Origin of the sequence: Neobacillus rhizophilus (genome assembly GCF_018343535.1) — a bacterium.
GTDB lineage: Bacteria > Bacillota > Bacilli > Bacillales > Cytobacillaceae > Neobacillus > Neobacillus rhizophilus.
Window position 1 is genome coordinate 642,934 of sequence record NZ_JAGYPF010000005.1, and the last position, 23,563, is coordinate 666,496.

General features: G+C 39.3%; 25 protein-coding genes. 14 read left to right on the plus strand and 11 right to left on the minus strand.

Features of this window, described 5'->3' with window-relative positions; genetic code table 11:
* Positions 1–173: 173 nt before the first annotated feature.
* The 4 genes from KHA99_RS31045 to KHA99_RS26195 all read right to left on the minus strand — a co-directional run bounded on the left by KHA99_RS31045 (position 174) and on the right by KHA99_RS26195 (position 3,064).
* On the minus strand, positions 174–434 hold the full coding sequence (locus tag KHA99_RS31045; protein WP_249366982.1) for a hypothetical protein: 261 nt from the start codon (positions 432–434) through the stop codon (positions 174–176).
* 326 nt (positions 435–760) lie between these two features.
* A complete protein-coding gene (locus KHA99_RS26185; RefSeq protein ID WP_213120415.1) occupies positions 761–2,416 on the minus strand; it encodes a b(o/a)3-type cytochrome-c oxidase subunit 1 in 1,656 nt (551 codons plus the stop codon).
* On the minus strand, positions 2,416–2,892 hold the full coding sequence (locus KHA99_RS26190; protein ID WP_213120416.1) for a cytochrome c oxidase subunit II: 477 nt from the start codon (positions 2,890–2,892) through the stop codon (positions 2,416–2,418). The genes KHA99_RS26185 and KHA99_RS26190 overlap by 1 nt, the downstream gene beginning before the upstream one ends.
* A 22-nt stretch (positions 2,893–2,914) precedes the next feature.
* The gene (locus tag KHA99_RS26195) at positions 2,915–3,064 is read right to left on the minus strand and encodes a cytochrome c oxidase subunit 2A (RefSeq protein ID WP_213120417.1); all 150 of its coding nucleotides are present in this window, start codon (positions 3,062–3,064) and stop codon (positions 2,915–2,917) included.
* Between the two features lie 656 nt (positions 3,065–3,720).
* Here KHA99_RS26195 and KHA99_RS26200 point away from each other — a divergent pair.
* From KHA99_RS26200 to KHA99_RS26230, 7 genes are all read left to right on the plus strand, one after another.
* On the plus strand, positions 3,721–4,812 hold the full coding sequence (locus KHA99_RS26200; protein ID WP_213120418.1) for a type III polyketide synthase: 1,092 nt from the start codon (positions 3,721–3,723) through the stop codon (positions 4,810–4,812).
* Entirely contained in the window at positions 4,809–5,378 is a 570-nt protein-coding gene (locus KHA99_RS26205; protein ID WP_213120419.1) for an isoprenylcysteine carboxyl methyltransferase family protein, read from the plus strand. The genes KHA99_RS26200 and KHA99_RS26205 overlap by 4 nt, the downstream gene beginning before the upstream one ends.
* A gap of 325 nt (positions 5,379–5,703) precedes the next feature.
* Positions 5,704–9,381 (plus strand): dynamin family protein, encoded by a 3,678-nt coding sequence (locus tag KHA99_RS26210; protein ID WP_213120420.1) that lies wholly within the window; start codon positions 5,704–5,706, stop codon positions 9,379–9,381.
* A gap of 21 nt (positions 9,382–9,402) precedes the next feature.
* Positions 9,403–10,230, plus strand: a complete 828-nt coding sequence (locus KHA99_RS26215; protein WP_213120421.1) for a sulfurtransferase — start codon at positions 9,403–9,405, stop codon at positions 10,228–10,230.
* 69 nt (positions 10,231–10,299) lie between these two features.
* Complete coding sequence (locus tag KHA99_RS26220; protein ID WP_213120422.1) at positions 10,300–11,193, plus strand: 5'-3' exonuclease; 894 nt, start codon at positions 10,300–10,302, stop codon at positions 11,191–11,193.
* Positions 11,193–11,483 (plus strand): hypothetical protein, encoded by a 291-nt coding sequence (locus tag KHA99_RS26225; protein WP_213120423.1) that lies wholly within the window; start codon positions 11,193–11,195, stop codon positions 11,481–11,483. Before KHA99_RS26220 ends, KHA99_RS26225 begins: the two co-directional genes overlap by 1 nt.
* Positions 11,444–12,052, plus strand: coding sequence for a hypothetical protein (locus KHA99_RS26230; protein WP_213120424.1), 609 nt, complete (start codon positions 11,444–11,446; stop codon positions 12,050–12,052). Before KHA99_RS26225 ends, KHA99_RS26230 begins: the two co-directional genes overlap by 40 nt.
* 43 nt (positions 12,053–12,095) lie before the next feature.
* On the opposite strand, the gene sspL is transcribed toward KHA99_RS26230, so the two are convergent.
* On the minus strand, positions 12,096–12,236 hold the full coding sequence (gene sspL / locus KHA99_RS26235) for a small, acid-soluble spore protein L (protein ID WP_213120425.1): 141 nt from the start codon (positions 12,234–12,236) through the stop codon (positions 12,096–12,098).
* 82 nt (positions 12,237–12,318) lie between these two features.
* Between sspL and KHA99_RS26240 the strand changes: the two genes are divergently transcribed.
* Together KHA99_RS26240 and KHA99_RS26245 are read left to right on the plus strand one after the other, a co-directional pair.
* Positions 12,319–12,810, plus strand: a complete 492-nt coding sequence (locus KHA99_RS26240; RefSeq protein WP_213120426.1) for a divergent PAP2 family protein — start codon at positions 12,319–12,321, stop codon at positions 12,808–12,810.
* 41 nt (positions 12,811–12,851) lie between these two features.
* Complete coding sequence (locus KHA99_RS26245; protein WP_213120427.1) at positions 12,852–13,121, plus strand: DUF6123 family protein; 270 nt, start codon at positions 12,852–12,854, stop codon at positions 13,119–13,121.
* A 111-nt stretch (positions 13,122–13,232) separates the two neighbouring features.
* On the opposite strand, the gene KHA99_RS26250 is transcribed toward KHA99_RS26245, so the two are convergent.
* The gene (locus KHA99_RS26250; RefSeq protein WP_213120428.1) at positions 13,233–14,153 is read right to left on the minus strand and encodes a DMT family transporter; all 921 of its coding nucleotides are present in this window, start codon (positions 14,151–14,153) and stop codon (positions 13,233–13,235) included.
* A 178-nt stretch (positions 14,154–14,331) separates the two neighbouring features.
* Here KHA99_RS26250 and KHA99_RS26255 point away from each other — a divergent pair, with 178 nt between their 5' ends.
* Together KHA99_RS26255 and KHA99_RS31280 are read left to right on the plus strand one after the other, a co-directional pair.
* Positions 14,332–14,988 (plus strand): reverse transcriptase-like protein, encoded by a 657-nt coding sequence (locus KHA99_RS26255; RefSeq protein ID WP_213120429.1) that lies wholly within the window; start codon positions 14,332–14,334, stop codon positions 14,986–14,988.
* Positions 14,909–15,196 (plus strand): zinc-finger domain-containing protein, encoded by a 288-nt coding sequence (locus KHA99_RS31280; protein WP_213120430.1) that lies wholly within the window; start codon positions 14,909–14,911, stop codon positions 15,194–15,196. Before KHA99_RS26255 ends, KHA99_RS31280 begins: the two co-directional genes overlap by 80 nt.
* 43 nt (positions 15,197–15,239) lie before the next feature.
* On the opposite strand, the gene cspD is transcribed toward KHA99_RS31280, so the two are convergent.
* Positions 15,240–15,440, minus strand: a complete 201-nt coding sequence (gene cspD, locus KHA99_RS26265) for a cold-shock protein CspD (protein ID WP_023627628.1) — start codon at positions 15,438–15,440, stop codon at positions 15,240–15,242.
* 288 nt (positions 15,441–15,728) lie between these two features.
* On the opposite strand from cspD, the gene KHA99_RS26270 reads away from it, so the two are divergent.
* Positions 15,729–16,016 (plus strand): hypothetical protein, encoded by a 288-nt coding sequence (locus tag KHA99_RS26270; protein WP_213120431.1) that lies wholly within the window; start codon positions 15,729–15,731, stop codon positions 16,014–16,016.
* Between the two features lie 68 nt (positions 16,017–16,084).
* On the opposite strand, the gene KHA99_RS26275 is transcribed toward KHA99_RS26270, so the two are convergent.
* Together KHA99_RS26275 and KHA99_RS26280 are read right to left on the minus strand one after the other, a co-directional pair.
* Positions 16,085–17,134 (minus strand): hypothetical protein, encoded by a 1,050-nt coding sequence (locus tag KHA99_RS26275; RefSeq protein ID WP_213120432.1) that lies wholly within the window; start codon positions 17,132–17,134, stop codon positions 16,085–16,087.
* A gap of 33 nt (positions 17,135–17,167) precedes the next feature.
* The gene (locus KHA99_RS26280) at positions 17,168–19,066 is read right to left on the minus strand and encodes an HAD family hydrolase (RefSeq protein WP_213120433.1); all 1,899 of its coding nucleotides are present in this window, start codon (positions 19,064–19,066) and stop codon (positions 17,168–17,170) included.
* Positions 19,067–19,453: 387 nt separating this feature from the next.
* Between KHA99_RS26280 and KHA99_RS26285 the strand changes: the two genes are divergently transcribed.
* Both KHA99_RS26285 and mntR read left to right on the plus strand, forming a co-directional pair.
* Complete coding sequence (locus tag KHA99_RS26285; RefSeq protein ID WP_213120434.1) at positions 19,454–21,625, plus strand: DNA topoisomerase III; 2,172 nt, start codon at positions 19,454–19,456, stop codon at positions 21,623–21,625.
* A gap of 82 nt (positions 21,626–21,707) precedes the next feature.
* Entirely contained in the window at positions 21,708–22,130 is a 423-nt protein-coding gene (gene mntR / locus KHA99_RS26290; RefSeq protein ID WP_213120435.1) for a transcriptional regulator MntR, read from the plus strand.
* Between the two features lie 108 nt (positions 22,131–22,238).
* On the opposite strand, the gene KHA99_RS26295 is transcribed toward mntR, so the two are convergent.
* Together KHA99_RS26295 and metA are read right to left on the minus strand one after the other, a co-directional pair.
* Positions 22,239–22,487 (minus strand): hypothetical protein, encoded by a 249-nt coding sequence (locus KHA99_RS26295; protein WP_213120670.1) that lies wholly within the window; start codon positions 22,485–22,487, stop codon positions 22,239–22,241.
* Between the two features lie 37 nt (positions 22,488–22,524).
* Positions 22,525–23,433, minus strand: a complete 909-nt coding sequence (gene metA / locus KHA99_RS26300) for a homoserine O-acetyltransferase MetA (RefSeq protein ID WP_213120436.1) — start codon at positions 23,431–23,433, stop codon at positions 22,525–22,527.
* Between the last annotated feature and the right edge of the window lie 130 nt (positions 23,434–23,563).

The window sequence follows — 23,563 nt, forward strand, 5'->3', positions numbered from 1 at the left end:
AAGGGTCTTTTTCTCGACAATTTTTTATTTTGTCCAAACCTAAATTACCAAACTTTTATTGTTTATCCCTGCAAACTGGCCTGTTGATTTCCGCTCCGGGCACTCGCTTTCCGCGGGGAGCTCCTGGAGCCTCCTCGGCGCTGAAAGCGCCTGCGGGGTCTCCAGTGACCTCTCTATCCCGCAGGAGTCGAGTGCCCTCCGCTCCAATCAACAGGGAGGCAAATCAACCTAAGTATTGAAACACACATTTTCCATTCTTGATAAGTGTGTTTCAATCTTTTCATATTTTGGCAGTCTGGAGTAAGAAGAGCCTGTTCTCTTACATTAATCAATCCCCGCAACTGGCAATAGCGAAGCCCATGATCATCTGGAACCAATTTTTTAATAGAAACAAATTCATATTCACTTTGGCTATACTCTTTTGGCTTAAACATTAAATTCAACACTTATATTATTGGAGTTGAAGGACTAAATTGAATACACCTGTTGATTGGCGCGGAAGGCACGAAGACTCCTGCGGGAGTACGGGGCAGGGGAGACCCCGCAGGAGCGAAGCGATGAGGAGGCTCCCCGGCACGCCCGCGGAAAGCGAAGTGCCTGGAGCGGCAATCAACAGACTTGTTGAGAATCATTTATATTAGTAATATTATAAAAAAATTAACGTGGTGAATTATAAAAGAAAATAAGCAAAAATAAAAGGCTGTCGATAGTTTCTCGACAGCCTGAGGGCTTCAATCGTTTGGATTGAAGCCTTTTGTCATTACCACGTCTTAAATCCTTTGGATCCAGGTGGTGCATTTTGAATGATATCAATGAATGGTATTGTGTAAGCGAACAGGATTAAGGCAGCAGTTATGCCAAGCCATAATTTCCAGTTTTCAAATACCATTGGTGCTTTTTCCTGCAGATTTTCTGCTTCGCCGACAGGGAATTCTTCTTCACCTTTTGGTGCAAAGAAGGCAAGATTAATGAAAATAACTAATACTAATATTATGCCAAGGAATAAAATCGTTCCGCCAACTGCCTGGGCAATTTGGTAAGGAATCCACTCAAGCGCCTGCTTGGAGTCACCATACGTGGAGAATGCAGAACGTCTTGGTCCGCCAAGCAGTCCTTGGAAGTGCATTGCACCGGACATGAATGCCATCCCGATAAACCATACCCATGCTTGGATAATACCTAATTTGTTCATCGCTTTAGTCAGCTTGCGGCCTGTTAAGTGCGGCACGAGCCAATATGAAATTCCGAAGAATGTCAGTACGACGGAAGTTGCTGCTGTCAAATGGAAGTGTCCTGTTACCCAGATGGTATTATGGACAACCTGGTCCATTTGGTTGGAAGCATTGATGATACCTCCGGCACCGGCAGGAATAAATGAAGCCATACCGATGAATGGAACTGTGAAACGGGCATCATTCCAAGGAAGCACTTTAAACCAGCCAAATAAACCAGTAGCTCCTTTAGAACGGCCATATCTCTCAAACGTTGCGAACAGAGAGAAGGCTGTCATTAAGGACGGGATAATAACCATGAATGTTAAGATAACCTGAATAAATTTCCAAGCCGGATCAATACCCGGTTCTGTCAACTGGTGGTGGAAACCAACCGGAATTGAGAAAAGCAAGAATAAGATAAAAGATAAACGAGCCAAAGAATCTGAGAAAATTTTTCCGCCGATAATTTTTGGGATAATTGCATACCAGCACATATATGCAGGCAATAGCCAGAAATACACTAGCGGGTGACCGAAATACCAGAATAACGTACGGCTGATTAGAACATCAACAGTATCTACTAAACCTAAAGACCAAGGTAGCAATTGGAATAGAACAGTTGCAGCAACCCCTAATGTAGCCACAATCCACATCACCGTATTGATAACAGCCATAAAGCTTAACAACGGGCTTGGCTTGCCAGGGTTATTTTTCCGCCATTTTGCATAGGTCATAATTTGTGCGGCGCCATCAACCCAGCTGCCGACAACCACAAAGGTTAATCCTAAATAAAAGATCCAGTGTGCTTTAAGTGGTGCATAGAATGTATAAAGTACAGATGCTTCATTTAATAGAATCATCGTTCCGGACATAAGGGTACCGGCAGTCATTAACCAGAAACCAATCCAGCCGGTGCGTCGGGCTGCCGGAGAATGTGTTCCCGCAGTTCTGGATACAGCCGCATATTGAAATCCCATGATAAAGAATGTTGTTAAAACTAGCCCCATTAAAACACCATGCGCTGTTAAAATTTGATAGTAGCCAATTCCCCAAGGCAGTTCAAATTTTCCGGAACGGACAAGGGTTTGTAGTAATCCCATCAGACCACCGAGAGCGAGTGCTCCGAAAGCCACAAAGAAATGCGCCATGGATAGCTTCGCGTCACGTGGGTCAACCTTTACTTTAGCTGCTGTGTTAACCATTATTTAACCACCTCAATCTTCGAGAACATTAAATGGTGCCCTGTACCACAATATTCGTTACAAACAACTAGAAATTCGCCGGCCTTGTCAAAGGTTGTTGTATACTCGCTGACATAGCCCGGTTCAAGCATCATATTGATATTGGTACCGGCCATTTCAAAACCATGGACAACGTCCTTGGTGGTAGCGATTACTTTCACCTTTGCTCCAAGCGGAACCTCAACCTTTGCTGGGTTATAAGAGAAAGCAGATGCGACAAATACGAGTTCATAATCCCACTCTTTGCCTTCAACCTTATGAAGTCCCGGCTTATCGAAAGGTTTTGTGGTATCAACTTTTTCCGGATTTATTGTAGTTAAACAGCTTGCTGGTTTGTTGCCAAGGTAAAAGGCACTGACACCGACTACTGTTAAAAAGACAACGAGACAGCCAATTCCAAACGTCAGCCAGATTTTTTCAAATTTATGCATATGCATATGTAATTCCCCCCTTTATTTCCTAAAAACGGTCTACGAACAGATAGTAAACTGAAACCCATGAAACAATGATAAATAGCCCCAGAATGAATACAGACGCCAGTGTCCCCTTTAAAGAAGAACTGTCTTCAATCTCTGTTTGGTGCTTTGTCTTTAGTTCCGCCTTTGCCATCCCCCTACACTCCCTTCAGAAAATGAAAAGTAAATAAATGATTTCTCTTTCATAATACAAAACAATTGTGAAAGGAAAATATCAAATTCAAGAATTCACAAATTGTTCATTCCTTAGTTATCTACTATGGTAATGTTAATAAGTTGGTATAACAGTGATTAAAGTCACAATTACCCACCTGTAATTGTGACTAAAGTGTGAAACATCACACCAAGCATGTGATTTAGATAATTGATAATTTGATTACGGAATGATAATCGGCAGTTCATTTTTTGTCACAATTCTCTGTAGGAAAAATATGATAATAATAAAAATCTTTTTCTTTGGAAGTGGTTGGTTTGGAGAAATATTATTGTGACCATTGCTGTCTTTTGTATAATAAGATTGAAATATGTAAGGTTTGCGGGACGTTGGCGGGAAATAAAATAAAAATTGAGGTTCAAAAGCAACCGGAAAAATAAGAGTCAGGTTAAGTTAGAGAATTGGAAAAGTTTATATAATGAAGGAATAACTATTACAAGATATAATAAACATGCACAACAACAACAACCTTCAAAACGTTTACTTCTCCGAATGGGGAAGTTTTTTTTGTGTCTGGAATAATTTTCTCCAATTTGGCAAAAAATACCCTTACCTTTGGATAAGGAGAATGATGTATGCCTACAATTCTTTCCGTTGCAGAAGTTATTCCTCCATATGAAATTAAACAGACTCAGGCGACAGAGTTCGCCAGGGAATTGTTTTCTGGTTCATTTAAAGAAATTGGGCGGTTATTAAAGGCTTTTGAAAATGGACTTATTGAGAAAAGACATTTTGTAAATCCCGTAGGCTGGTTTCAGGAGAATCATTCCTTTGAGGAAAAGAACAATGTCTACATCGAATCGGCCGTTACCCTCGGGAGGGAGGCAGTTGTAAAATGTCTAGACAACAATCAATTTCTTAAGAAAAAAATTCCTTACGAAGACATTGATGCCATTTTTTATATTTCCACCACAGGGATTGCAACTCCAAGTATTGAAGCACGAATAATGAACCTGTTGCCTTTTCATCTCCACACGAAACGAATCCCAATCTGGGGATTGGGCTGTGCAGGCGGTGCTGCAGGTCTTGCCCGTGCCTTTGAATATTGCATGGCCTTTCCAAAAGCTAAAGTCCTTGTTCTTTCTGTTGAACTTTGCAGTATAACCTTTCAGCAAAATGACCTATCGAAGAGCAATTTAATCGGGACATCTCTTTTTGCAGACGGGGTTGCCTGTGCGTTAATATGCGGTGATTCCTGCGATATCGGGGATTTTCGTTTGAAAAACACATACCCGTCCATTTTAGCGGTTCAATCCGCATTGCTCCCCGATTCTTTGGATGTGATGGGCTGGGATATAAAAAATGAAGGATTGTTTGTCCGGTTTTCTCGTGATATACCAACAATCGTACATAATTGGCTAAAGCCAGTGGCAGAAGAATTTTTACATGTGCATCGGCTTCAAATAGATAAAATAGACTATTTCATTGCCCATCCAGGCGGTAAAAAGGTGTTGGATGCCTATGTTGAATCGCTTGGCATACCTGCGTCGATGACAGACGTTTCGCTCGAAGTGTTAAAAAACTTTGGAAATATGTCTTCTGCTACTATTCTTTATGTGTTGAAACAATATATGGAAATGGATATTCCACGTGGATCAAATGGGCTTTGTGCCGCTCTTGGACCGGGTTTCAGTTCGGAAATGCTTCTATTGAGGTGGTTTGAATGAAGGACTTGCTGCCATTTATTAGCTTTATGGGTTTCATCATTTTTCAGCGTGCAACAGAGGTTTTCTTCGCAAAAAGAAATGAAAAATGGATGAAGAGTAAGGGAGCACTTGAATTTGGCATTGTCCACTACCGCTGGATTGTCCTTATGCATGTATTATTTTTGCTTAGCTTTAGTATGGAAAAGTTCATTTTTAATCACGGGTTATCATCTCAATGGCTGATTATTTTTATTGCTTTTATCTTCTCCCAGGCCTTGAGGATATGGGCACTTGCCTCACTGGGCAGGTATTGGAACACGAAAATACTCGTGCTTCCAAATGCAGACGTTATACGTAAAGGTCCGTACCGTTTTATGAAGCACCCGAATTATTTCGTTGTTTGTGTTGAAATCCTTGTCATTCCTTTGCTGTTTCAGGCGTATTATACTGCCTGTTTGTTTACAGTACTGAATATCATGGTGCTTGCCGTCCGGATTCCCGAGGAAGAAAGGGCGCTTGGATGCTACAGCGAATATGACGGAGTTTTTCATGACTGCCGCCGTTTCTTGCCAAAGTTTGTTAAATAACTGTGACAATAATCTGCAAAGTATTGAAAATGATTATCACCTGTGCTAGAATTTGATTAACAATGAAAGTCATTCTCAACTAAGAGTCTGATTAAGGGAAGGTGTTACATATGACCTATGCTTTCGTCGGCGGAACCATTATAATCTACGCATTTGTCATGAAGCACGTCTTAAAAAATGTCACCCAATAAATATATTTAGCATTAAATGAAGCCAGGGAATATTCCTTGGCTTTTTTACTTTTTAAGTATGTCAAGATAGGAAAAGTTCGAATTATCGTATAAAATAAACATATTATCATGTTGTTTAAGGGGAATTAGTTTAAATGGTCAAAATAGCCGATCAAAATGAAACGATACAAACATTAAAACAAAAAATAATCGCCATATATGAATATTTAATGGAGCAAAACGATGTTCAAAATGCGCAAAAAATTAAGCAGCTTGCTCGAAAATTAGAAAACCGCGAATTCGCGATAGCGTTTTGCGGCCATTTTTCCGCAGGCAAATCAACCATGATCAACCGGGTCGTAGGGGAAAAACTGCTTCCCTCAAGCCCAATTCCGACAAGCGCAAACCTTGTAAAGGTAAAGTCCGGAGAGGATTATGCCAAGGTCTTTTTTAAAAACGAGAAACCAAGGCTTTATTTAGCCCCATATGATTATGAAATGGTCAAAAGGTATGCTAAGGATGGCGATAAAATCGAGGAGATCGAGATCAGCCATAGCGACTCAAACCTGCCTGCCAATACCGTAATAATGGACACACCAGGAATTGATTCAGCAGATGATGCCCACCGCATTGCCACTGAGTCTGCCATCCATCTAGCTGATTTGATCTTTTATGTGATGGACTATAACCATGTCCAGGCAGAGTTGAATTTCCTCTTCACAAAGGAATTGGCGGAAGCAGGTAAAGAGGTTTATTTAGTTATTAACCAAATTGATAAGCACAAGGATGAAGAGTTAAGTTTTGCCGATTTTCAAAAAAGTGTTGTTGATGCCTTCGCCTCATGGGGAGTTAGACCAGCACGGATTTTTTATACTTCACTAAAGGATGAAAAGAACCCTCGCAATGAATTTCAGGCATTACAGAAATTTATTGCGGATAAATTGGCAGCAAAGGATCAATTGCTTGTACCGTCCGTTTTTCATTCGTTGAAAAAAATAACCCAGGACCATATCAGCCAGGCTGCAAAGCAGGAGGAAGAAAAGCTTCTTCCATACCATGAGCTATTAAATGAATTAACGGAGGAGGAAAAAGAGGGTCTGTTGAATTCCTTCCACCAGATTAAAGACAGCTTGAATAGGCTTGCCGGAGGGACGGATGTTAAGGAAAAGTCATTTGATGAAGAAATAGCGCAAATATTAAAGAATGCTTATCTAATGCCTTTCCAGACAAGGGAAATGGCAGAGAAGTATTTAGAAGCATGCCAACCGGATTTTAAAGTAGGCTTTCTTTTTTCAAAGCAAAAAACGCAAGATGAAAAAAATGCGCGACTGGAGAGTTTTTATCAGGATATTCTTGAAAAAACAAAATCCCAGCTTGAATGGCATTTACGTGAATTCCTGCTTCGTACATTAAAGGAAACAGAACTGGACCAGGGCGACCTGCTGGGTATTGCTCAGGGCTATGCCCTTACCGTTCCTAAAGATGTCCTGATCAACACGATAAAGCCTGGTGCCCGCCTATCCGGCGAATACCTGCTTCACTACACAGAAGATGTGGCGAATGAAATAAAACGGATTGCCCGAAACCGACTTGCCGAGTTCAAAGAAAAATATCTAAATGCACTAAAAGATCAGGAGTCAAAATTAAACGAACAATTTGCCAAGGAATTCAGTAAACAGGAACGCTATGTAAATGCCTTAACAGAGCTTGATAAATACGAAGAGGCTATTGTTGCAAAAGAAAACAACCTTATGAACCTATTGAACAATCCGCAAGGACTTGAAGATGGCCATTACCAATTTTTCGACCTGCAGGAAGAGGAATTTGAACTAATTAAATCTGAAGTAGAACCGGATTCCCATAAGCCTGGCACGAAGAAGGAAAGCAAGCAAGTACCTGTACAGATCAGTCTTGCAGAAACAACAAATAAAGGCTCTAAGGGTGAAGGAAACTACGAGGCGGAGGACCGTCTGCAACGCACGATTGACAAGCTTCTCAACGCTTCCAAGCTAATTAACGGTCTGCCGGGCTTTCAAAAGCTGGCAGGTGAATTGGCGGAAAAAGCTGGCCGGCTTGAAACACAAGGCTTTACCGTAGCCTTATTCGGTGCGTTTAGTGCAGGGAAATCGTCCTTTGCCAACGCGCTGATGGGGGAAAAAGTTTTGCCGGTTTCACCAAACCCCACTACAGCAGCAATTAATAAAATAAAACCAGTCACGGCTGAATATACGCATGGGACTGTCCTTGTAAAGTTTAAAGAACGAGACGTAATGCTAGATGACGTCAACCGCTCGCTTAAGGTCTTTGAATTACATGCGGCCGATTTCAAGGATGCCGCTAAAATCATTGAAGGAATCATCTACGAGCAAAGTCAGGAAGGGATCGTTGAGAAGACTCATTATGCCTTCTTACAGGCGTTCCTTAAAGGTTATGCCTCTTTTGTTGAACTGCTCGGAACGGTTAAGGTTACAAGTTTAGACGAATTTCACGATTTTGTCGCCATAGAAGAAAAATCCTGTTACGTTGAATGGATCGAACTCTATTATGACTGCGAACTGACGCGAAAAGGGATTACGCTCGTTGATACGCCGGGGGCGGACTCCATCAATGCCCGCCATACAGGAGTAGCCTTTGACTATATCAAAAATTCAGATGCCATTTTATTTGTCACTTATTATAACCATGCTTTTTCAAAAGCTGACCGGGAATTTTTAATCCAATTGGGACGGGTAAAGGAATCGTTCCAAATGGACAAAATGTTCTTTATTATAAATGCGATTGACCTCGCCGAAGATGAAGAGGAAAAGGAAGCAGTTGTTGACTATGTTTCAGAGCAGCTGGTGAAGTATGGAATCCGGAATCCGCATCTATATCCTTTATCAAGCCTTGAAGCCTTAAAGGAAAAAATAGACTCAGTAGCGGTTTCCAGGTCAGGGATGAGCCAGTTTGAAAATAGTTTTTATCACTTTATTTCAAATGATTTAATGGAAATGGCGATTTCAGCGGCACAGAATGAATTGAACCGTGTCCATGAATTAGTAGAGCGGCTTATCAAGAGCTCGCTGGAGGACAAGACCGTTAAAGAACAAAAACGCCGTGATATTGAAGGACAGAAGAATATGATTCAAGAGCTGTTTGCAAAACAAACGGTCGAATCAATGGAAAACCGCCTGTTCCAAGAGGCTGAGGAATTAATTTATTATATTAAGCAACGGGTTTTCTTACGGTTTAGCGATTTCTTTAAAGAGGCCTTCAATCCTTCAACCTTAAGGGACGATGGCCGCAACTTAAAGAAGGCGCTGCAAATGGCACTTGATGAATTTTTGGAAAGCTTAGGTTTTGATTTTGCTCAGGAAATGAGAGCTACAACGGTTCGAATCGAGCGGTTTATGGAAAAACTGCTTCGGGATTATCAGGCGGCACAAATTCGGATACTTCTTGACGTCAATCAAGACCTGTCCTTTTCACCATATGAAAAAGGAACAGCAGAAGAAATAGACTTTCCAATAGCGTTTGAAACCATGGAACAGCAAGCTTTTGCAAAAGCAAAATCTTATTTTAAAAATCCAAGGTCCTTCTTTGAGAAAAATGAAAAGAAATGGATGAGCGATGAACTTAATCAGGTATTAAGTGGGCCAGCGGATGACTATTTGCAAATTCAAGGCAGTCGCTTAAAAGACCATTATGCAAGGAATCTAAACAATGAATTCAAGCTTCTTTTAGCGCAAATGAAGGATCAGACCGATGATTTTTATTTAAGTTTATTGGCAGCATTAGAAGGCGGAGTTTCAACCGAAATTTTAACAGATATACTAAAGCGGCTTGAAAATTAGGAGAAGCGGGGGAGAATCCCAATGAAAAATATTGTTGCGAAGGAATGGTTGGAACAAAATTTAGACATCGACACAGTCAGAATTGTGGATTGCCGATTTTCCTTGGCTGACCCACAGAAGGGAAAACAGGAATATTTAGAAGGACATTTGCCGGGTGCTGTTTTTTTCGATCTGGAAAAGGATTTATCAAGCCCTGTTCAAATTCATGGCGGACGCCACCCATTGCCTGACTTGCAGGAATTAGTAAGCAAGCTTGAGGAGGCAGGGATTGATGAGACGACAACAGTCGTGGCCTATGATCAGGGAGAAGGCGCATTCGCCGGACGTTTTTGGTGGCTCTTGAAGTACCTTGGACACGAAAAAGCATATGTTCTAAATGGCGGATTTAGGCAGTGGGCAGAGGCTGGACTGCCAATCTCAGCAAGTATTCCAACATTCACTAAAGCTCAATTTCAGCACCAATTAAAACCAGAATTATTGGCATCCGTCGACGAAGTGAAAGAGGCTGCAGCAGGAAAAAAGGAAAACATAGTTCTGATTGATTCCCGTGAAGAAAAACGCTATTTAGGTATTGTCGAGCCGATTGATAAGAAGGCAGGGCATATTCCGGGGGCCATCAATAAGCCATATACGGAAGGATTTGCAGGAGGCGAATACAAATCCGTCGAGGAACAGAAGCAGCGGTTTTCTGACGTGAATCCTGAACAGGAAATTATTGTTTATTGCGGTTCCGGAATAACAGCAACCCCCAACTTCCTGGCCTTAAAGGAAGCAGGATTTCATAAGGTCAAGCTCTATGCCGGCAGTTTCAGCGACTGGATTTCCTATCAGGAAAATAAAGTCGATTAAAATTTGACCCATACCTATGTTATAATGGAAAACGTGTTGTAAAAAAACATCCATAGGAGGTTCAATTTTATGACGAATCAAAAGCCTTCGCTTATGCTTGTCGATGGAATGGCCCTGTTGTTCCGCGCTTTTTACGCAACGGCCGTATCAGGGCAATTTATGATAAATTCAAAAGGGATCCCGACAAATGGGATTCATGGTTTTGTGAAGCATATGTTCACAGCCGTTTCGGCCTTTAAGCCAACCCATCTTGCCGTGTGCTGGGATATGGGCAGCAAAACCTTCCGAACAGAACTTTTTCCTGACTATAAAGGAAATCGCGGCGAAGCACCGGTTGAATTAATTCCGCAGTTTGACCTTGTTAAAGAAGTGGTCGAGTCATTCGATATCCCCAATATTGGTTTGGCAGGGTTTGAGGCGGATGATTGTATCGGTACTATTGCTAATCATGCGAAGGAAGAAGCCCATGTATCCATCTTGACCGGCGATCAGGACATTCTTCAGTTGCTTGATGACAGAATTTCGGTCATTTTAATGAAAAAAGGTTATGGAAATTACTTGGTCCATACACCCCAGACCTTTAAGGAAGAGAAAGGTATTACACCTAGACAAATGATCGACCTAAAGGCATTAATGGGTGATACTAGCGACAATTACCCTGGTGTCAAAGGAATCGGTGAAAAAACAGCTCTGAAACTATTACAAGAGTTTGAACATGTTGAAGGAATTATCTCCAATTTGGACAAACTGTCAAAATCGCAAAAAATAAAAATTGAGCAGGATTTTGACATGCTTCACTTGTCCAGAAAACTGGCGGAAATCAAATGTGATGTTCCGGTAAATTGCAGTCTGGAAAGTGCCAGCCTTAAAATCGAGAAAGAAAAGGCGGAAAATAAATTAATGGAATTGGAGCTTCGCGGCCTTGGCAGGCTTTTCCCTCAGGAGGAAGCGCATATTTCCTAATGACTCTGGTTGTCTCTGTTGAGGCAGCCTTTTTTATGTCGATTGAAAAAGTCGTAAAGGACGCCGCTTCTTGGGACCCAATAAAATACGAAGAGCTCGTCAGTTGGCCAATCGAACTTTCTAGTGAACTTTTAGAATCCTCTGTTGATCCGGAAATGAAACGAGAAAAGCTAATCAGCTTGCCTGAAGGCGATGAAGCCGAACATCGAAGTGAGGAATTACGCCTTCATGAAGGAACCTTAAGACCTATATGGGTAAAACTTTTTTTCAAGATTCTGAGCCAGTGTTGAAGTTCCCTTCATCCATTGCAGCTTTGTTAAAAAAACTGCCGGAGGCTATGAAATACGGTGTAAGGGAGGAAGTGTGCAGGTCATTCCTTTTTGAGGAGGATTCAGGAGCCTTAGATAAAAATTTTTACCATCAGCCCCATGAGTTATTCATTTCTAATTCATTGGCAGAAACATTACGGATTCCTGCAGATCTTATTTTTCAAATCCAAGTTGTGCAGGAGAAAGTCTTTTTGGGACCTACCGTTGGATTGCTTTTAGGAGAAAAAAACCATCTATATAACCTTAGTTACATGAAAAAATTCAAGAATCGCCTCGGTGCATATAAACGGTTCGGAGGGGTCGTGATCGCTTTTTCTACTCGTTCCATTGATTGGGTTATAAAAGTGGCCTACGGAATGATGTATGATCCAATTGGTAATTGCTGGAGGTATGATTCAACAACAATCCCTGCTGCCATTTACAGAAGGAATTTCCGTCATGCCAAATTGCTTGATATTTGGAAATCAACCTATAGAACACCAATCGAATATGGGAAATTTCTGTTGGAGAACCGAAAGCCAATTTCATAAAGCAAAGAAAGGCTGCCTGATGGACAGCCTTTTTTCTGCCACCTTATATTTTTGTATTTGATTTCTTTGCTCTATTTTCCAGTTTGCTTTTTGGCTCTTCAGCAAACTCGGCATCCTGGCCATATCCTTGTGGATTTACCCCAGGTGCTTTAGCGCCGCGGTTATTGCTTACCTTTTTGGTCATACAAGTCACCTCCACTTTTTTAGTATCTCCATCCGGAATAATTAAACTCATCTTTCTTCACAATAAAGGTAGAGGTGATCAAATGAACAAGGCTGTTTATTTAGCACTTTTAAGCATTGGACTCGCCCAGGGGATGAAAATTCCGATTCATTATTTCAAAAAGAAGGAATGGCGGCCGGATGTCTTTTTTGGAACAGGTGGAATGCCAAGCTCCCATTCTGCAGGAGTCGCTACTTTAACCACCTATATCGGATTAAAAAGGGGATTGCCGACTATTGATTTTGCTTTGTCCCTTATCTACGGCTTAATCGTTATGTATGATGCCCAAGGAGTCCGAAGGCAAACGGGTGAACTGACGTTAAGAGTAAATTCCATGAATGAATTAATTGACAAAATCAATGAAAAAGAAAGTGTAGAGTTTAAAGAAAAGCCGCCAACAAAGCTGAAGGAAGTCCTGGGCCATCAGCCCGAGGAAGTGCTGGGCGGCGCGCTTTTAGGAGTATTGGTCGGGATAATTGGTCATAAATACACAGAAAAAGATAGAAAAATGTCGAAATTTAAGCTAAGATTTTAAAGGGGATATTTCTAGATTTATGGGAGAGGGTTGGATCATCAGTGCGGACGGTTGAGGAATATTTGCATTACTTGAAGGGAAAAGGCTTCCAATTTCAAGAGGATGCAGTCGGCTTTATTTACTTCGGGAAACACTATACAAATGCTTCCGATGAGATAATTAATACAGCAATTGAACTGACCTTAAAAGCACAGAAAAGCTTTGATGGCAGCTTTTATGTTTCCTTACTGGAAACCTTTATCCAAAATCAAATAAACAACAGAAAAGACGCCATCAGTTTTGTGAAAAATCACGAATTGTTGGCAATCTAAAAAAGGAGGCTGACCATTAAAGTCAGCCCCTTTTTTCGCTAATAGGAAAGTATAAATTCAACTACGCCTCATGAACCGTCCTATCGGACTCGCCAATCGGCGAGTTTTCATTTAGCTTCCGATACTCTTGTTTTTTCTCAATATGAAGATTTTCTTGGCCGGCAGTTCAGCGAAAATCATTCCCATAAAAATAAGGATGCAACCAATAAAAGCGCTGGAGGATAAACGTTCCTGAGCCCAAAAATAGCCCGTTATGGCTGCAAAAACCGGCTCCAAGGCAAATATAAGGGCAACCCTTGTTGCAGACGTATACTTTTGAAAGTTTGTTTGAATAAAGAAAGCAATTGCTGTTGCAAAAATACTGGTAATTACTAAAGCGATTAAAACATCTTGTGATAATAAAATGTCAGCCCGAAATGACTTCCGCCAATCTTCAAAAATGAAAGAAGAAATAGTGGAAAGAATAGCAACAGTTGAGATTTGGATAACGGTCAAAAGTAAAGTCGGATATCTGCTTGAGAATTTTCCTGTTAAAATAATATGCATCGCAAAGCTGATGGCACAAACAAAAACAAATCCATCCCCAATATTTAATGCCGATATATCCGTCATGGTCAGCAGAAACAAACCAACAGTCGCTGTAAGAACACCAAAAATCGCGTTTTTACCTGGAATTTGTTTCATTAAAAACATCGAAAATAAAGGGACCAGAACAACACTAAGTCCTGTGATAAAACCGGCTTTCGAAGATGTTGTATACAAAAGGCCGATTGTTTGCGTAACATAACCCAAATAGAGCCAAAATCCAATAAAAACTCCGGAAATAATTAATTTTATATTTATTTGTTTAAGCTGCTTTCTTTCAAATAGGATTAAAGCGAAAATGAGCAAAACTGCGGCAATAAAGAAGCGTATTCCATTAAACGCAAATGGTTCCAAAAAATCTATCGCATTTTGCACTAAAACAAATGTCATTCCCCAAATCATTGTCACTAAAATTAGGCTTAAATCTGCGAACAGTGGTTTTTTCATGGTGCTAGTGCCTCCGTTTTCAAAATTCCCCCATCATAACCTAACTGAAAGTTTATCATATATTACCTATACGTTGCAGGAAAATATTTTCTATGACGCTTCTGGGTATGATATAAATGAATTTATATAGATGGATACATTATTCACCATAATAATCAATTAGAAAGGTTGAATATCAGTGAAATATAAGCTTGAATGGGTGCATAAATTAAAAAGTAATGAAAAAGTGAAATGTAATTCCGAATGGGCTTCCGCTGAAACAGCTGTCCAGCTTGGGGAAGAGCTCGAGCGATCGGGGAAAGCGATCGACCTGTATTTTTATGATGAAAAAGGGACATCTTGGATTCTAAAGGAAATGAAAAAGCTGTTGACAGAAATAGAAGAGGAACCTCAAGAAATAACCGTTTATTTTGATGGCGGATTTCACAAGGAAACCAATCAGGCTGGTCTTGGCGCAGTTATCTTTTTTCAGCAGGGAAAAAAGAAATACCGTATTCGCGCCAATGAACTTTTTGATGAAATGGATACAAACAACGAGGCAGAATATGCCGCTTTTTATTTTGCCCTCAATATTTTGGAAGATCTCGGTGTGCAGCATCAATCATGCGAATTTAAAGGTGACTCCCAGGTCGTTTTAAAACAGCTGGAGGGTGAATGGCCTTGTTATGAAGAAAACTTGAACCGTTGGCTGGACCGGATTGAGGAAAAAATTAAACAACTTGGCATTTATCCAAAATACACAGCTATCCCACGAAATGACAATAAAGAAGCTGATAAGCTTGCAACCCAGGCGTTGGAAGGGAAAAATATCTTTGCGAAAACGATTATTCTTTAATGGAGCGGGGTGTCTTATCTTTGTGAAAGAATCAGCCAGAAAAGCGCTTTTTACTCAAGTGGAACATTTGCTGAATGAATACTGTGAAGGTTGTTTTGTACATCGGCAATTAAAAAGGGAAGGGGGCCGGAGAACTGCCCACCGGTTTTGTATTTCACAATGTACCGTCGGGCAAAAAATTCAGGAATATGGAAAAAAGCTGACGTAAAAAAGGCTGACAATACTGTCAGCCTTTCAACATTTATGATTGATTATAATTTAACAACGTTAGCAGCTTGAGGTCCGCGGTTTCCTTCAACGATTTCGAAAGAAACTTCTTGGCCTTCTTCTAAAGATTTATAGCCGTCGCCTTGGATAGCGCTGAAGTGTACGAATACATCGTCGCCGCCTTCAACTTCGATAAATCCGAAGCCCTTTTCGTTGTTGAACCATTTTACTTTACCATTTTGCATGTACTTCTTCCTCCTAAGCCTTTCAGGACACCCTCATACATGGTGCCAAAGAATAAATATTATCATGGAACAAAAACATGCCATAAGCAAATGTATTCGATTTCATGATGCTTTAAATATACAATAACAAATATGGACAGTCAAGAAAGGGCGGAAGGTTTTTCCTCAAAAATCTAAACGTTTTTTAACGAAAGAAAACCTGCCAAATTTTTTGGCTAATGGACATAAAAACATCCTTTCCTCAATATGTTAAACTAATAACTTTTCCATGCTGGGGTGGGGATGTGAGTGTTTCGATTTTCAATTGAGGGCGAGGAATGGATATTACGGTTCTCTCCGACGGTTGCGATAGAAGACGCTGAAAAACAGGTGATCATGATGTCTCTCCTGCATATTGGGGAAGAGTTGGGCAAATTTTCACATGGCACTGCCTTTATTATGTTTACGAAGATAATAGGCGCCATTGTTTTTGACGTTGAACGAATTCCTTCACTTATTTTAACTGTATCGAATATTATTCCTGAAGAGAATTGGTACACCGAGGAATCTTCAATAAAACCATTTAAGAAAATATAGCCAGGGGCTTTAGACAGCCCCCTTTTATAATGATGAGACGAAGAATACTGGTAATCAGGCTTTTCCTTTCATTCTGTCATTCTTATATTCAACTTTTTTCTAAGTTCCGATTCCAACTTGATATAATGCTCCAGCCTTTTTTCAGTCGCCTCTAAAATGCCTTCTAAAATTTTTATTCTTAACTGTTCCTCTGACATTGCCTTTACTTTTATGATTTCTTTTGAACTTTTTAGTGTTTTTTCAAATGATTGGTCCTTTATCATTTTCCTTTGATCCTTCCTTTTTGTACAAACAAAAATTGTTTTTGCCTCGAGGTCAGTTTCATCAACAGTGCTGAATCGCAGTATTTCAACCGGGATTAAATACTCTAAAATTTCTTTGTCAGGGTAATCATAGAACAGATATTCCTTATTCGAATTTAGAAAAATTATGATAGATTCCTTATCTGTTGATTTAAAAAAATTTACGATTTCTTTAGCATTGGGCAATATTTCATTATTAAAATCATCAATTAGAACAACACTTTTAGCAGGAATTTGACTTAAATTCTTGCAGCTCTTAACGATGCTGCCTAATTGATTTCCGGAAATGTTTAATAAATTTTCCAGCAGCAGTTTATCTGTATTCATTTCAAAAAGTTCATAATTTTTGAACAATTCGTTAATTATTTTTAGTGCACAGTAATATTGATGTGTAATCGTAAAATTATTAACATAATCGGTGGAAAACAGTAAGCAATTTTCAAAAAATCCAGTTAAGTTCCAGATTTTAGTGGGTGTTAAAGTTATTATTGTTTTTGGTTTTCTGCTAAAAACAAAGGGGAGTAACTCGGATGGAATTTTCTTTTTTATAACAGTTGCTTGAGGAAATAGATAATCATAGTACATAAGATCATCGGGATGCGGTGTTATTACCAGACTTGATTCCGGTACGAAATAATCAACAACTAGTTGCAATATTTTTTTGTGTTCTTCAAAAGCCATAATCTTTAAATTTGAAAAATCTGATGTTAAAAGGAGTGTGGAATTTTCGTTGATTTGAATCTTTTGATCAGCGCCAAAAAATCCAAGCCGATTTTCATCGCAACTACTATCCAGTTCTGAACTTGATATAATCATGCACCTACCTCTATAAACTCCTATATTTGTCTTCTATTGTCCTGCCTGATCCATTAGCTCAGTTAGTGTTTCAAAGGTTTGATTTTCAGTATCTGCAATCACACCTCTAGAAAAACTCAATTCACCAAAGTATTTCCTTATAAAACGAAGATCTTTTATTATCATTCTAAATGGCATATACGCATCGTAACCAGAAATATTAAATAGATACTCATAATTTGCGAATGTTTTTATATACAATTTAACAAAATCAAATATCCCATTATGAATTTGCTTTATAATTTTATAGTTTTCTACTTCCGGTACGTCAAATGTTAATTTATACCCATCTTCGGTTTTCTTAAAGCCCGAAAATGAAGGATAGCAAGCCTGAGTAAATAACTCAAAATAGATGTTAAGATGTTTAGTGCTTGAGTGGATATCGTATAAATTTCTGTTATACATTCTAGAAAAAATGTAAACTTCTATTTCTTTTTTCATTATTTGACTTAGATTACCCGTGTAGTTAGAGTGTCGACAACCTGCTACTAAGCTGTGGACTTCACAATTCAATTTCCATTTATCTTCAATTAAATATTTTATTCCTGCACCACCGGACCCAATCCAGCCAACATCCACTACTGCAACCTTTTTACATCCCTGAATGAGGTTTTGAAAATACTCTTTCACTATTTCATCGTCTTCAGATAATTTTTTCACAACAAACTGCCAATTTTCCACAAAAAATGATTGAATGATTTTAACATTGTCTTTATGAATCAGGTCATCTTCTTTTAGTTGATAATAAGATAACAAACCTGCCATTTCCCCTAAATCCAAAGATTCTAATAGGCATTTTATTGTAATTTTTAAAATACCACTTGCCTTATGTTTTACCATTCGATTCAAAAAGTCATAGCGATTTTTTTCAATCGTATATTTCATATTGGCAATTCGAGACCAGTAAACATATTCATTATCTATATTTGAATTTAGAAAATTAAATACTTTATGATAAATATCCCCATCTCTTGAAAGGAACAAAATTTTATCAATATTATTCTGTTTTGCATAATCACGAATCCATTTACAGTAGCCCAATATATACAAACCACCGTAAATAAAACCATATTCATAATATGGTGTGTACTGCTTACTTCCATTATGCAAATGCATATTCACAATCCCGCCGTAGGTGGAACCAATCAACTCAGACATACCGTCTGCACGATATTGATTTCCTGTTTCATGAACATTATGGTAATATCTTGCTGCTAATCCTAGTTCCTGAGCACTTTTTATATCTGACTCGATATTTTCCCCGACATGTACCATCCGGATATCCTTGCCTAATTTTTGCAGTGCTATATTGAATAATTGATGATCTTGTTTACTGCCATTGTTTTCACAGGAAACAAAAACATCAAAAAATCCGCTAAATCCCGCCTTTTCCAATATCTGTACAATCATCGCCTTTGTTAAATAGCTATCTGAAATTGCAATTATTTTCTTGTTTTGTGATTTAAGTATTTCATAAACATCTTTCATATAGGGATTGGCGATACAAAACTCTAATTCTGTTTGCCATTCTGCCTGAACTCCATACTGTCGCTCTATACCTGTTTTTTGCTCAATAAATTCATATATATCGTATATTGATACTTCCCTGTTTCCCTTCTTAACCTCCGCACGATCACGCGCTTCCTTTTCCGCTTTCATCCGTATAGACATAAAATTCACACTGTTAAGCTTGTCTCCCACTACCATAAATAAATAATGAGGCTCTGCAAACGGTCTCAATAACAAAGTGTCAAAAACATCAAATGAAATGACATCGTAATCTAATAAATCTCTCGCAAAATCAAGTGCTGAAGGTCGGTTTAATATCGTCGACTCCGATCCATCCAAATATGGGAGCTTAACCGACCCTGTTGAATTCAAAGAGTCAACCATGTAATAGATATTCCTCCTTTTTTATAAAAATTTACAATTTCCGGTAATTTACATTTATAATATTCACTTGTCCAATTGAGGTGAGGGCAGGAGAATACTGGAGACATTAAATTTTAGCCTTTTAATATCTAATTTTGTAATGAGCAGAAACCGCGAGGAAACGAGCTCCCGGGACCATAAAAGCATTCCGCAATAGTTCCTAAGGTTTTTGTAGTGGGAGCGAAATATATTGTAAATTAATCCAAAATTCCGCCTCCTTTATGCTTCAGAAAAATTGAAATTGCGTTTTATAAGGGAATTATTTGATTGCTTCCATAGCCGCTATACGAAAATAATTTTAAAAGGTAAAATGAGAGAGGAGATGTTATTAAAAAGGGAGTAATTATGATGAAACTAATCATTGCCGAAAAACCTGATCAAGGCTCTACCCTGGCATCCATCTTTAAACATAAAAGACAAAATGGTTTTATTGAAATTTTTCCAAACGAGCTTTTTCCTGATGGAGGCTATGTTACATGGGCCATTGGGCATATTTGTCAACTGGTTCAGCCGGAGAAATATCAACCGGAATGGAAGAAGTGGTCCTTAACGAATCTGCCGATTATGCCAGAGCAATTTAATTATGAAGTAACGAAGGATAAAGCGAAGCAATTTGCTGTGATAAAAAAATTAGTATCCGACCCGCAAGTGACCGAAATTATCCATGCCGGTGACGCAGGAAGGGAAGGGGAACTAATTATCCGCAATATTTTAAGACTGACAAATTGCCGTAAGCCAATGAAAAGGCTGTGGATTTCTTCGCTAACCCCTAATTCTATTCGGGAAGGCTTTAAAAAGCTGCTGGAAGAAACAGACACCCGAAATCTTTATTTTGAAGCCTATACCCGGGCCTGTGCAGACTGGGTAGTGGGAATGAATGCTTCAAGGCTGTACAGCCTCCTCCTTCAGAAACAGGGCTTTTCAGATGTTTTTTCAGTCGGCAGAGTACAAACTCCTACGCTAGCATTGATTGTAAAGCGGGAGTTAGAGATTGAAAATTTTAAATCTGAACCGTTTTGGGAAGTCATGGCACAATTTTTAATTAATGATAAAAAGTACATGGGCAAATGGCAAAACGATGGTGAAACTCGTGTTAACACCAAGGAGATGGCAGAAAAGGTAGCAGCATTTTGCCGTGGGAAGAACGCGGAAGTCGACGATGTTCAATGTGAGCGGAAAGAATTTTTACCGCCGCTTCTCTATAACTTATCCGCATTGCAAGCTGATGCCAATAAACGTTATAAATTTTCACCGAAAAAGACTTTGGATGTTCTGCAGCAGCTTTACCAAAAAGGATACGTATCTTACCCTCGTTCTGATTCTCGTTATGTGACGAAAGAGGAAGCAGCCAATTTCCCCGATATTCTAAATAAAATAAGCCATCTAAAAGACTATCAAGGTTTTTTCCCATTGCCTGTTGATTCAATAGCGGAGAATAAAAGATATGTAAACGAGAAAAAAGTGACCGACCACTATGCAATCATCCCGACAGAACAAATACCGAATATTGAAAAGCTTAGCGCCGATGAACAAAAACTATATGATTTGGTGGTTAGGAGTTTAATTGCCGCCCATTATCACAAGGCCGTTTTTGAATATACGACCGTGATTACTATGGTAGATGGACGGGCAAAGTTTGTCTCGAAGGGAAAAGTGCAAATTGAAGAGGGCTTTAGGAAGGTCATCAATCATAAGGATCAGGATGACGAGCCGTCACTGCCGCTTCTGGCAAAAGGAGAGCAGGGCAAAACAGTCAAGGTGGACGTGAAAGAAAGCCAGACACAGCCTCCAAAGCGATATACCGAAGGTCAGCTAATAACGCTAATGAAGTCAGCCGGAAAGCATATTGAAGATAAAGAACTGGAGAAAATCCTGACCAAGACGGAAGGGCTTGGAACAGAAGCAACGAGAGCAGGCATTATCACCATGCTAAAAGATCGGGCTTATATCGAAGTTAGAAAAAATATGGTTTATGCAACTGCCAAGGCTAAAATCCTTATTGAGGCGATTGGCAAGGAAATTCTTGCTTCGCCGGAAATGACAGCAAAATGGGAGCAAAAGCTAAAGGAAATTTCTGAGGGAGCAGCCTCCCCAAAACAATTTATGGAGCACACAAAAAAGATGGTTCACCATTTAATTACAACTGGAGTCGGTCAAGCGGCCAATTGGACGTTTTCTGAGGAACTAACCGAAAATTTCACTCCAGGTAAGCGAGCGTCCAAAAAAGCCCCTACAAAGCTTGGAACCTGTAAGAAATGTGATGGTTCGATTGTCGACAAGGGAAGTTTTTATGGCTGTTCAAACTATCAAAAAAATAAATGTAACTTTACGATTTCAAAAAAAATTCTAGGGAAAAATATAACGCAGAAAAATATTAAGCTGCTTTTGACAGAAGGAAAAACCGAGGTCATTGAAGGCTTTAGCAGTAACGAGAAAACCTTTAATGCCAGGCTGTATTTAGATGAGCAGGAAAATAGGGTGAAGTTTTTATTTGAAACGCAACCATCTAAAGTTCGCTGAACGTTAATGTGATAATCAACCTTGTCACCCTTATTTTTCTATAGTAAACTTTAAGTTGATTCTGTTTAATGGAGGGTATCGGATGCCAACACCCAGTATGGAAGATTATATTGAACAAATTTATAATTTGATAGAAGAAAAAGGATATGCCAGGGTATCCGATATTGCCGAAGCATTGTCCGTCCATCCCTCCTCAGTTACAAAGATGGTTCAAAAACTCGATAAAGATGACTATTTGGTATATGAAAAATATAGAGGCTTCAGCTTAACAGTAAAAGGGAATAAAATAGGCAAGCGGCTTGTTTTCCGACATGATTTGCTAGAGCAGTTCCTTAAAATCATAGGCGTAAAAGAAGAGAACATCTACAAGGATGTAGAGGGAATTGAGCATCATTTGAGCTGGGATTCCATTGACCGGATCGGTGATTTGGTCCAGTTTTTTGAAGAAGACGAAAAACGGATAGACGCCTTAAGAGAAATTCAGAAAATAAATGAGAATGAATAATGAAAGAAGAGGCGGTCAACTGACTGCCTCTTTTAGCTAATAGGAAATATAAATTCAACTACGTCTCATGAACCGTCCTATCGGACTCGCCAATCGACGAGTTTTCATTTAAAATAGGTTCGGATAATGGTCAAAGCTTTCTTCCTCAGCAGGGCTTAAATAGGCATTTCCGTTTCCATCCTCCTGCATTTGTATGCCTGCTAGTAATCCGCTCTCTGCTTCGAGTAATGCTTTCCGATATGATATTACACGCCCCTCAGAGGTAATAAAACTAATAATTTCCCCAAAATGATTGCGGTGAAGTCCGACAATGGATTCTATTCTATATCCCTCCTTTTCCACCTCTATTTTGGTCATAACAATCAAAAAAAAAACATCGGGAAATCCCGATGCTTTATCCCCAAAAATATGGGGTTTCCTGATACACATAATAATTGAGCCAGTTGGAAAAGAACAAATGGCCATGAGAGCGCCAGCGATTGATTGGCGGCTGGGTCGGGTCGTTATTTGGAAAATAGTTTTCCGGCATGTGAATTTCGAGGCCCCTAGATAAGTCTCTGTCATATTCCTGTGCTAATGTATCAGATTCATATTCTAAATGACCAGTTATCATGACATGCTTTCGGTCTGTTGAGGCGATTAGTAATGCGCCGGCATCCTCGGAAGCAGCTAATAATTTTAACTGAGGGTTGCTTTTGATGGCTTCAATTGAAACATCCGTATAGCGTGAGTGCGGCGCATAGAATTGATCATCAAAGCCCCGTAATAAAATATCATTTTGTTCAAAAATTCGATGGGAATAAATGCCGGAGCATTTCCGTGTAAGCTCGAATTTTCCAATTCCATAATGATGGAAAAGTGCGGCTTGTGCTCCCCAGCAAATATGTAGTGTCGAGGTAATATTAGTTTTGGTCCAATCCATGATTTCGGTTAATTCCGACCAATATTTAACCTGTTCGAATTCTAATAACTCGACAGGCGCACCGGTAATAATCATCCCATCAAACTTTTGATTCTTGACTTCAGAGAAGGTTGTGTAAAACATCTCTAAATGCTGCTTGCTCGTATGGGTGGATTCATACGAGGATGTTTTTAAAAATTTCACATTAACCTGCAGCGGAGAGTTTCCCAATAGCCTTAACAGCTGCGTTTCCGCTTTTTCTTTTTCTGGCATTAAATTTAAGATTAAAATTTTTAATGGCCGGATATCTTGGCTCGTCGCCCGCTCATCGTCCATGATAAAAATGTTTTCCTGGTCTAAAACTTCCCGGGCTGGAAGAAGTTTCGGAATGTTAATAGGCAAGTGACCATCCCCTTTATAATTAAAAAAGTTATATTCATTAATACAATGGTTAGTAAAAGAAATCAATGAATATTTTTAAAATTTGATAATTCTATTATAAACATTATTCTAAATTCAGAAAAGATAATAA

Coding starts and splice junctions, on each gene's coding strand:
- KHA99_RS26185 (WP_213120415.1), bottom strand. CDS start 2,416: ATGGTTAACACAGCAGCTAAAGTAAAGGTTGACCCACGTGACGCGAAG.
- KHA99_RS26275 (WP_213120432.1), bottom strand. CDS start 17,134: ATGATTATATCAAGTTCAGAACTGGATAGTAGTTGCGATGAAAATCGG.
- KHA99_RS26205 (WP_213120419.1), top strand. CDS start 4,809: ATGAAGGACTTGCTGCCATTTATTAGCTTTATGGGTTTCATCATTTTT.
- cspD (WP_023627628.1), bottom strand. CDS start 15,440: ATGCAAAATGGTAAAGTAAAATGGTTCAACAACGAAAAGGGCTTCGGA.
- KHA99_RS26225 (WP_213120423.1), top strand. CDS start 11,193: ATGACTCTGGTTGTCTCTGTTGAGGCAGCCTTTTTTATGTCGATTGAA.
- KHA99_RS26295 (WP_213120670.1), bottom strand. CDS start 22,487: ATGACCAAAATAGAGGTGGAAAAGGAGGGATATAGAATAGAATCCATT.
- KHA99_RS26195 (WP_213120417.1), bottom strand. CDS start 3,064: ATGGCAAAGGCGGAACTAAAGACAAAGCACCAAACAGAGATTGAAGAC.
- KHA99_RS26190 (WP_213120416.1), bottom strand. CDS start 2,892: ATGCATATGCATAAATTTGAAAAAATCTGGCTGACGTTTGGAATTGGC.
- KHA99_RS26285 (WP_213120434.1), top strand. CDS start 19,454: ATGAAACTAATCATTGCCGAAAAACCTGATCAAGGCTCTACCCTGGCA.
- KHA99_RS26220 (WP_213120422.1), top strand. CDS start 10,300: ATGACGAATCAAAAGCCTTCGCTTATGCTTGTCGATGGAATGGCCCTG.
- KHA99_RS26250 (WP_213120428.1), bottom strand. CDS start 14,153: ATGAAAAAACCACTGTTCGCAGATTTAAGCCTAATTTTAGTGACAATG.
- sspL (WP_213120425.1), bottom strand. CDS start 12,236: ATGACCAAAAAGGTAAGCAATAACCGCGGCGCTAAAGCACCTGGGGTA.
- KHA99_RS26200 (WP_213120418.1), top strand. CDS start 3,721: ATGCCTACAATTCTTTCCGTTGCAGAAGTTATTCCTCCATATGAAATT.
- KHA99_RS26215 (WP_213120421.1), top strand. CDS start 9,403: ATGAAAAATATTGTTGCGAAGGAATGGTTGGAACAAAATTTAGACATC.
- KHA99_RS26210 (WP_213120420.1), top strand. CDS start 5,704: ATGGTCAAAATAGCCGATCAAAATGAAACGATACAAACATTAAAACAA.
- KHA99_RS26240 (WP_213120426.1), top strand. CDS start 12,319: ATGAACAAGGCTGTTTATTTAGCACTTTTAAGCATTGGACTCGCCCAG.
- KHA99_RS26280 (WP_213120433.1), bottom strand. CDS start 19,066: ATGGTTGACTCTTTGAATTCAACAGGGTCGGTTAAGCTCCCATATTTG.
- mntR (WP_213120435.1), top strand. CDS start 21,708: ATGCCAACACCCAGTATGGAAGATTATATTGAACAAATTTATAATTTG.
- KHA99_RS26230 (WP_213120424.1), top strand. CDS start 11,444: ATGGGTAAAACTTTTTTTCAAGATTCTGAGCCAGTGTTGAAGTTCCCT.
- KHA99_RS31045 (WP_249366982.1), bottom strand. CDS start 434: ATGTTTAAGCCAAAAGAGTATAGCCAAAGTGAATATGAATTTGTTTCT.
- KHA99_RS31280 (WP_213120430.1), top strand. CDS start 14,909: ATGACAATAAAGAAGCTGATAAGCTTGCAACCCAGGCGTTGGAAGGGA.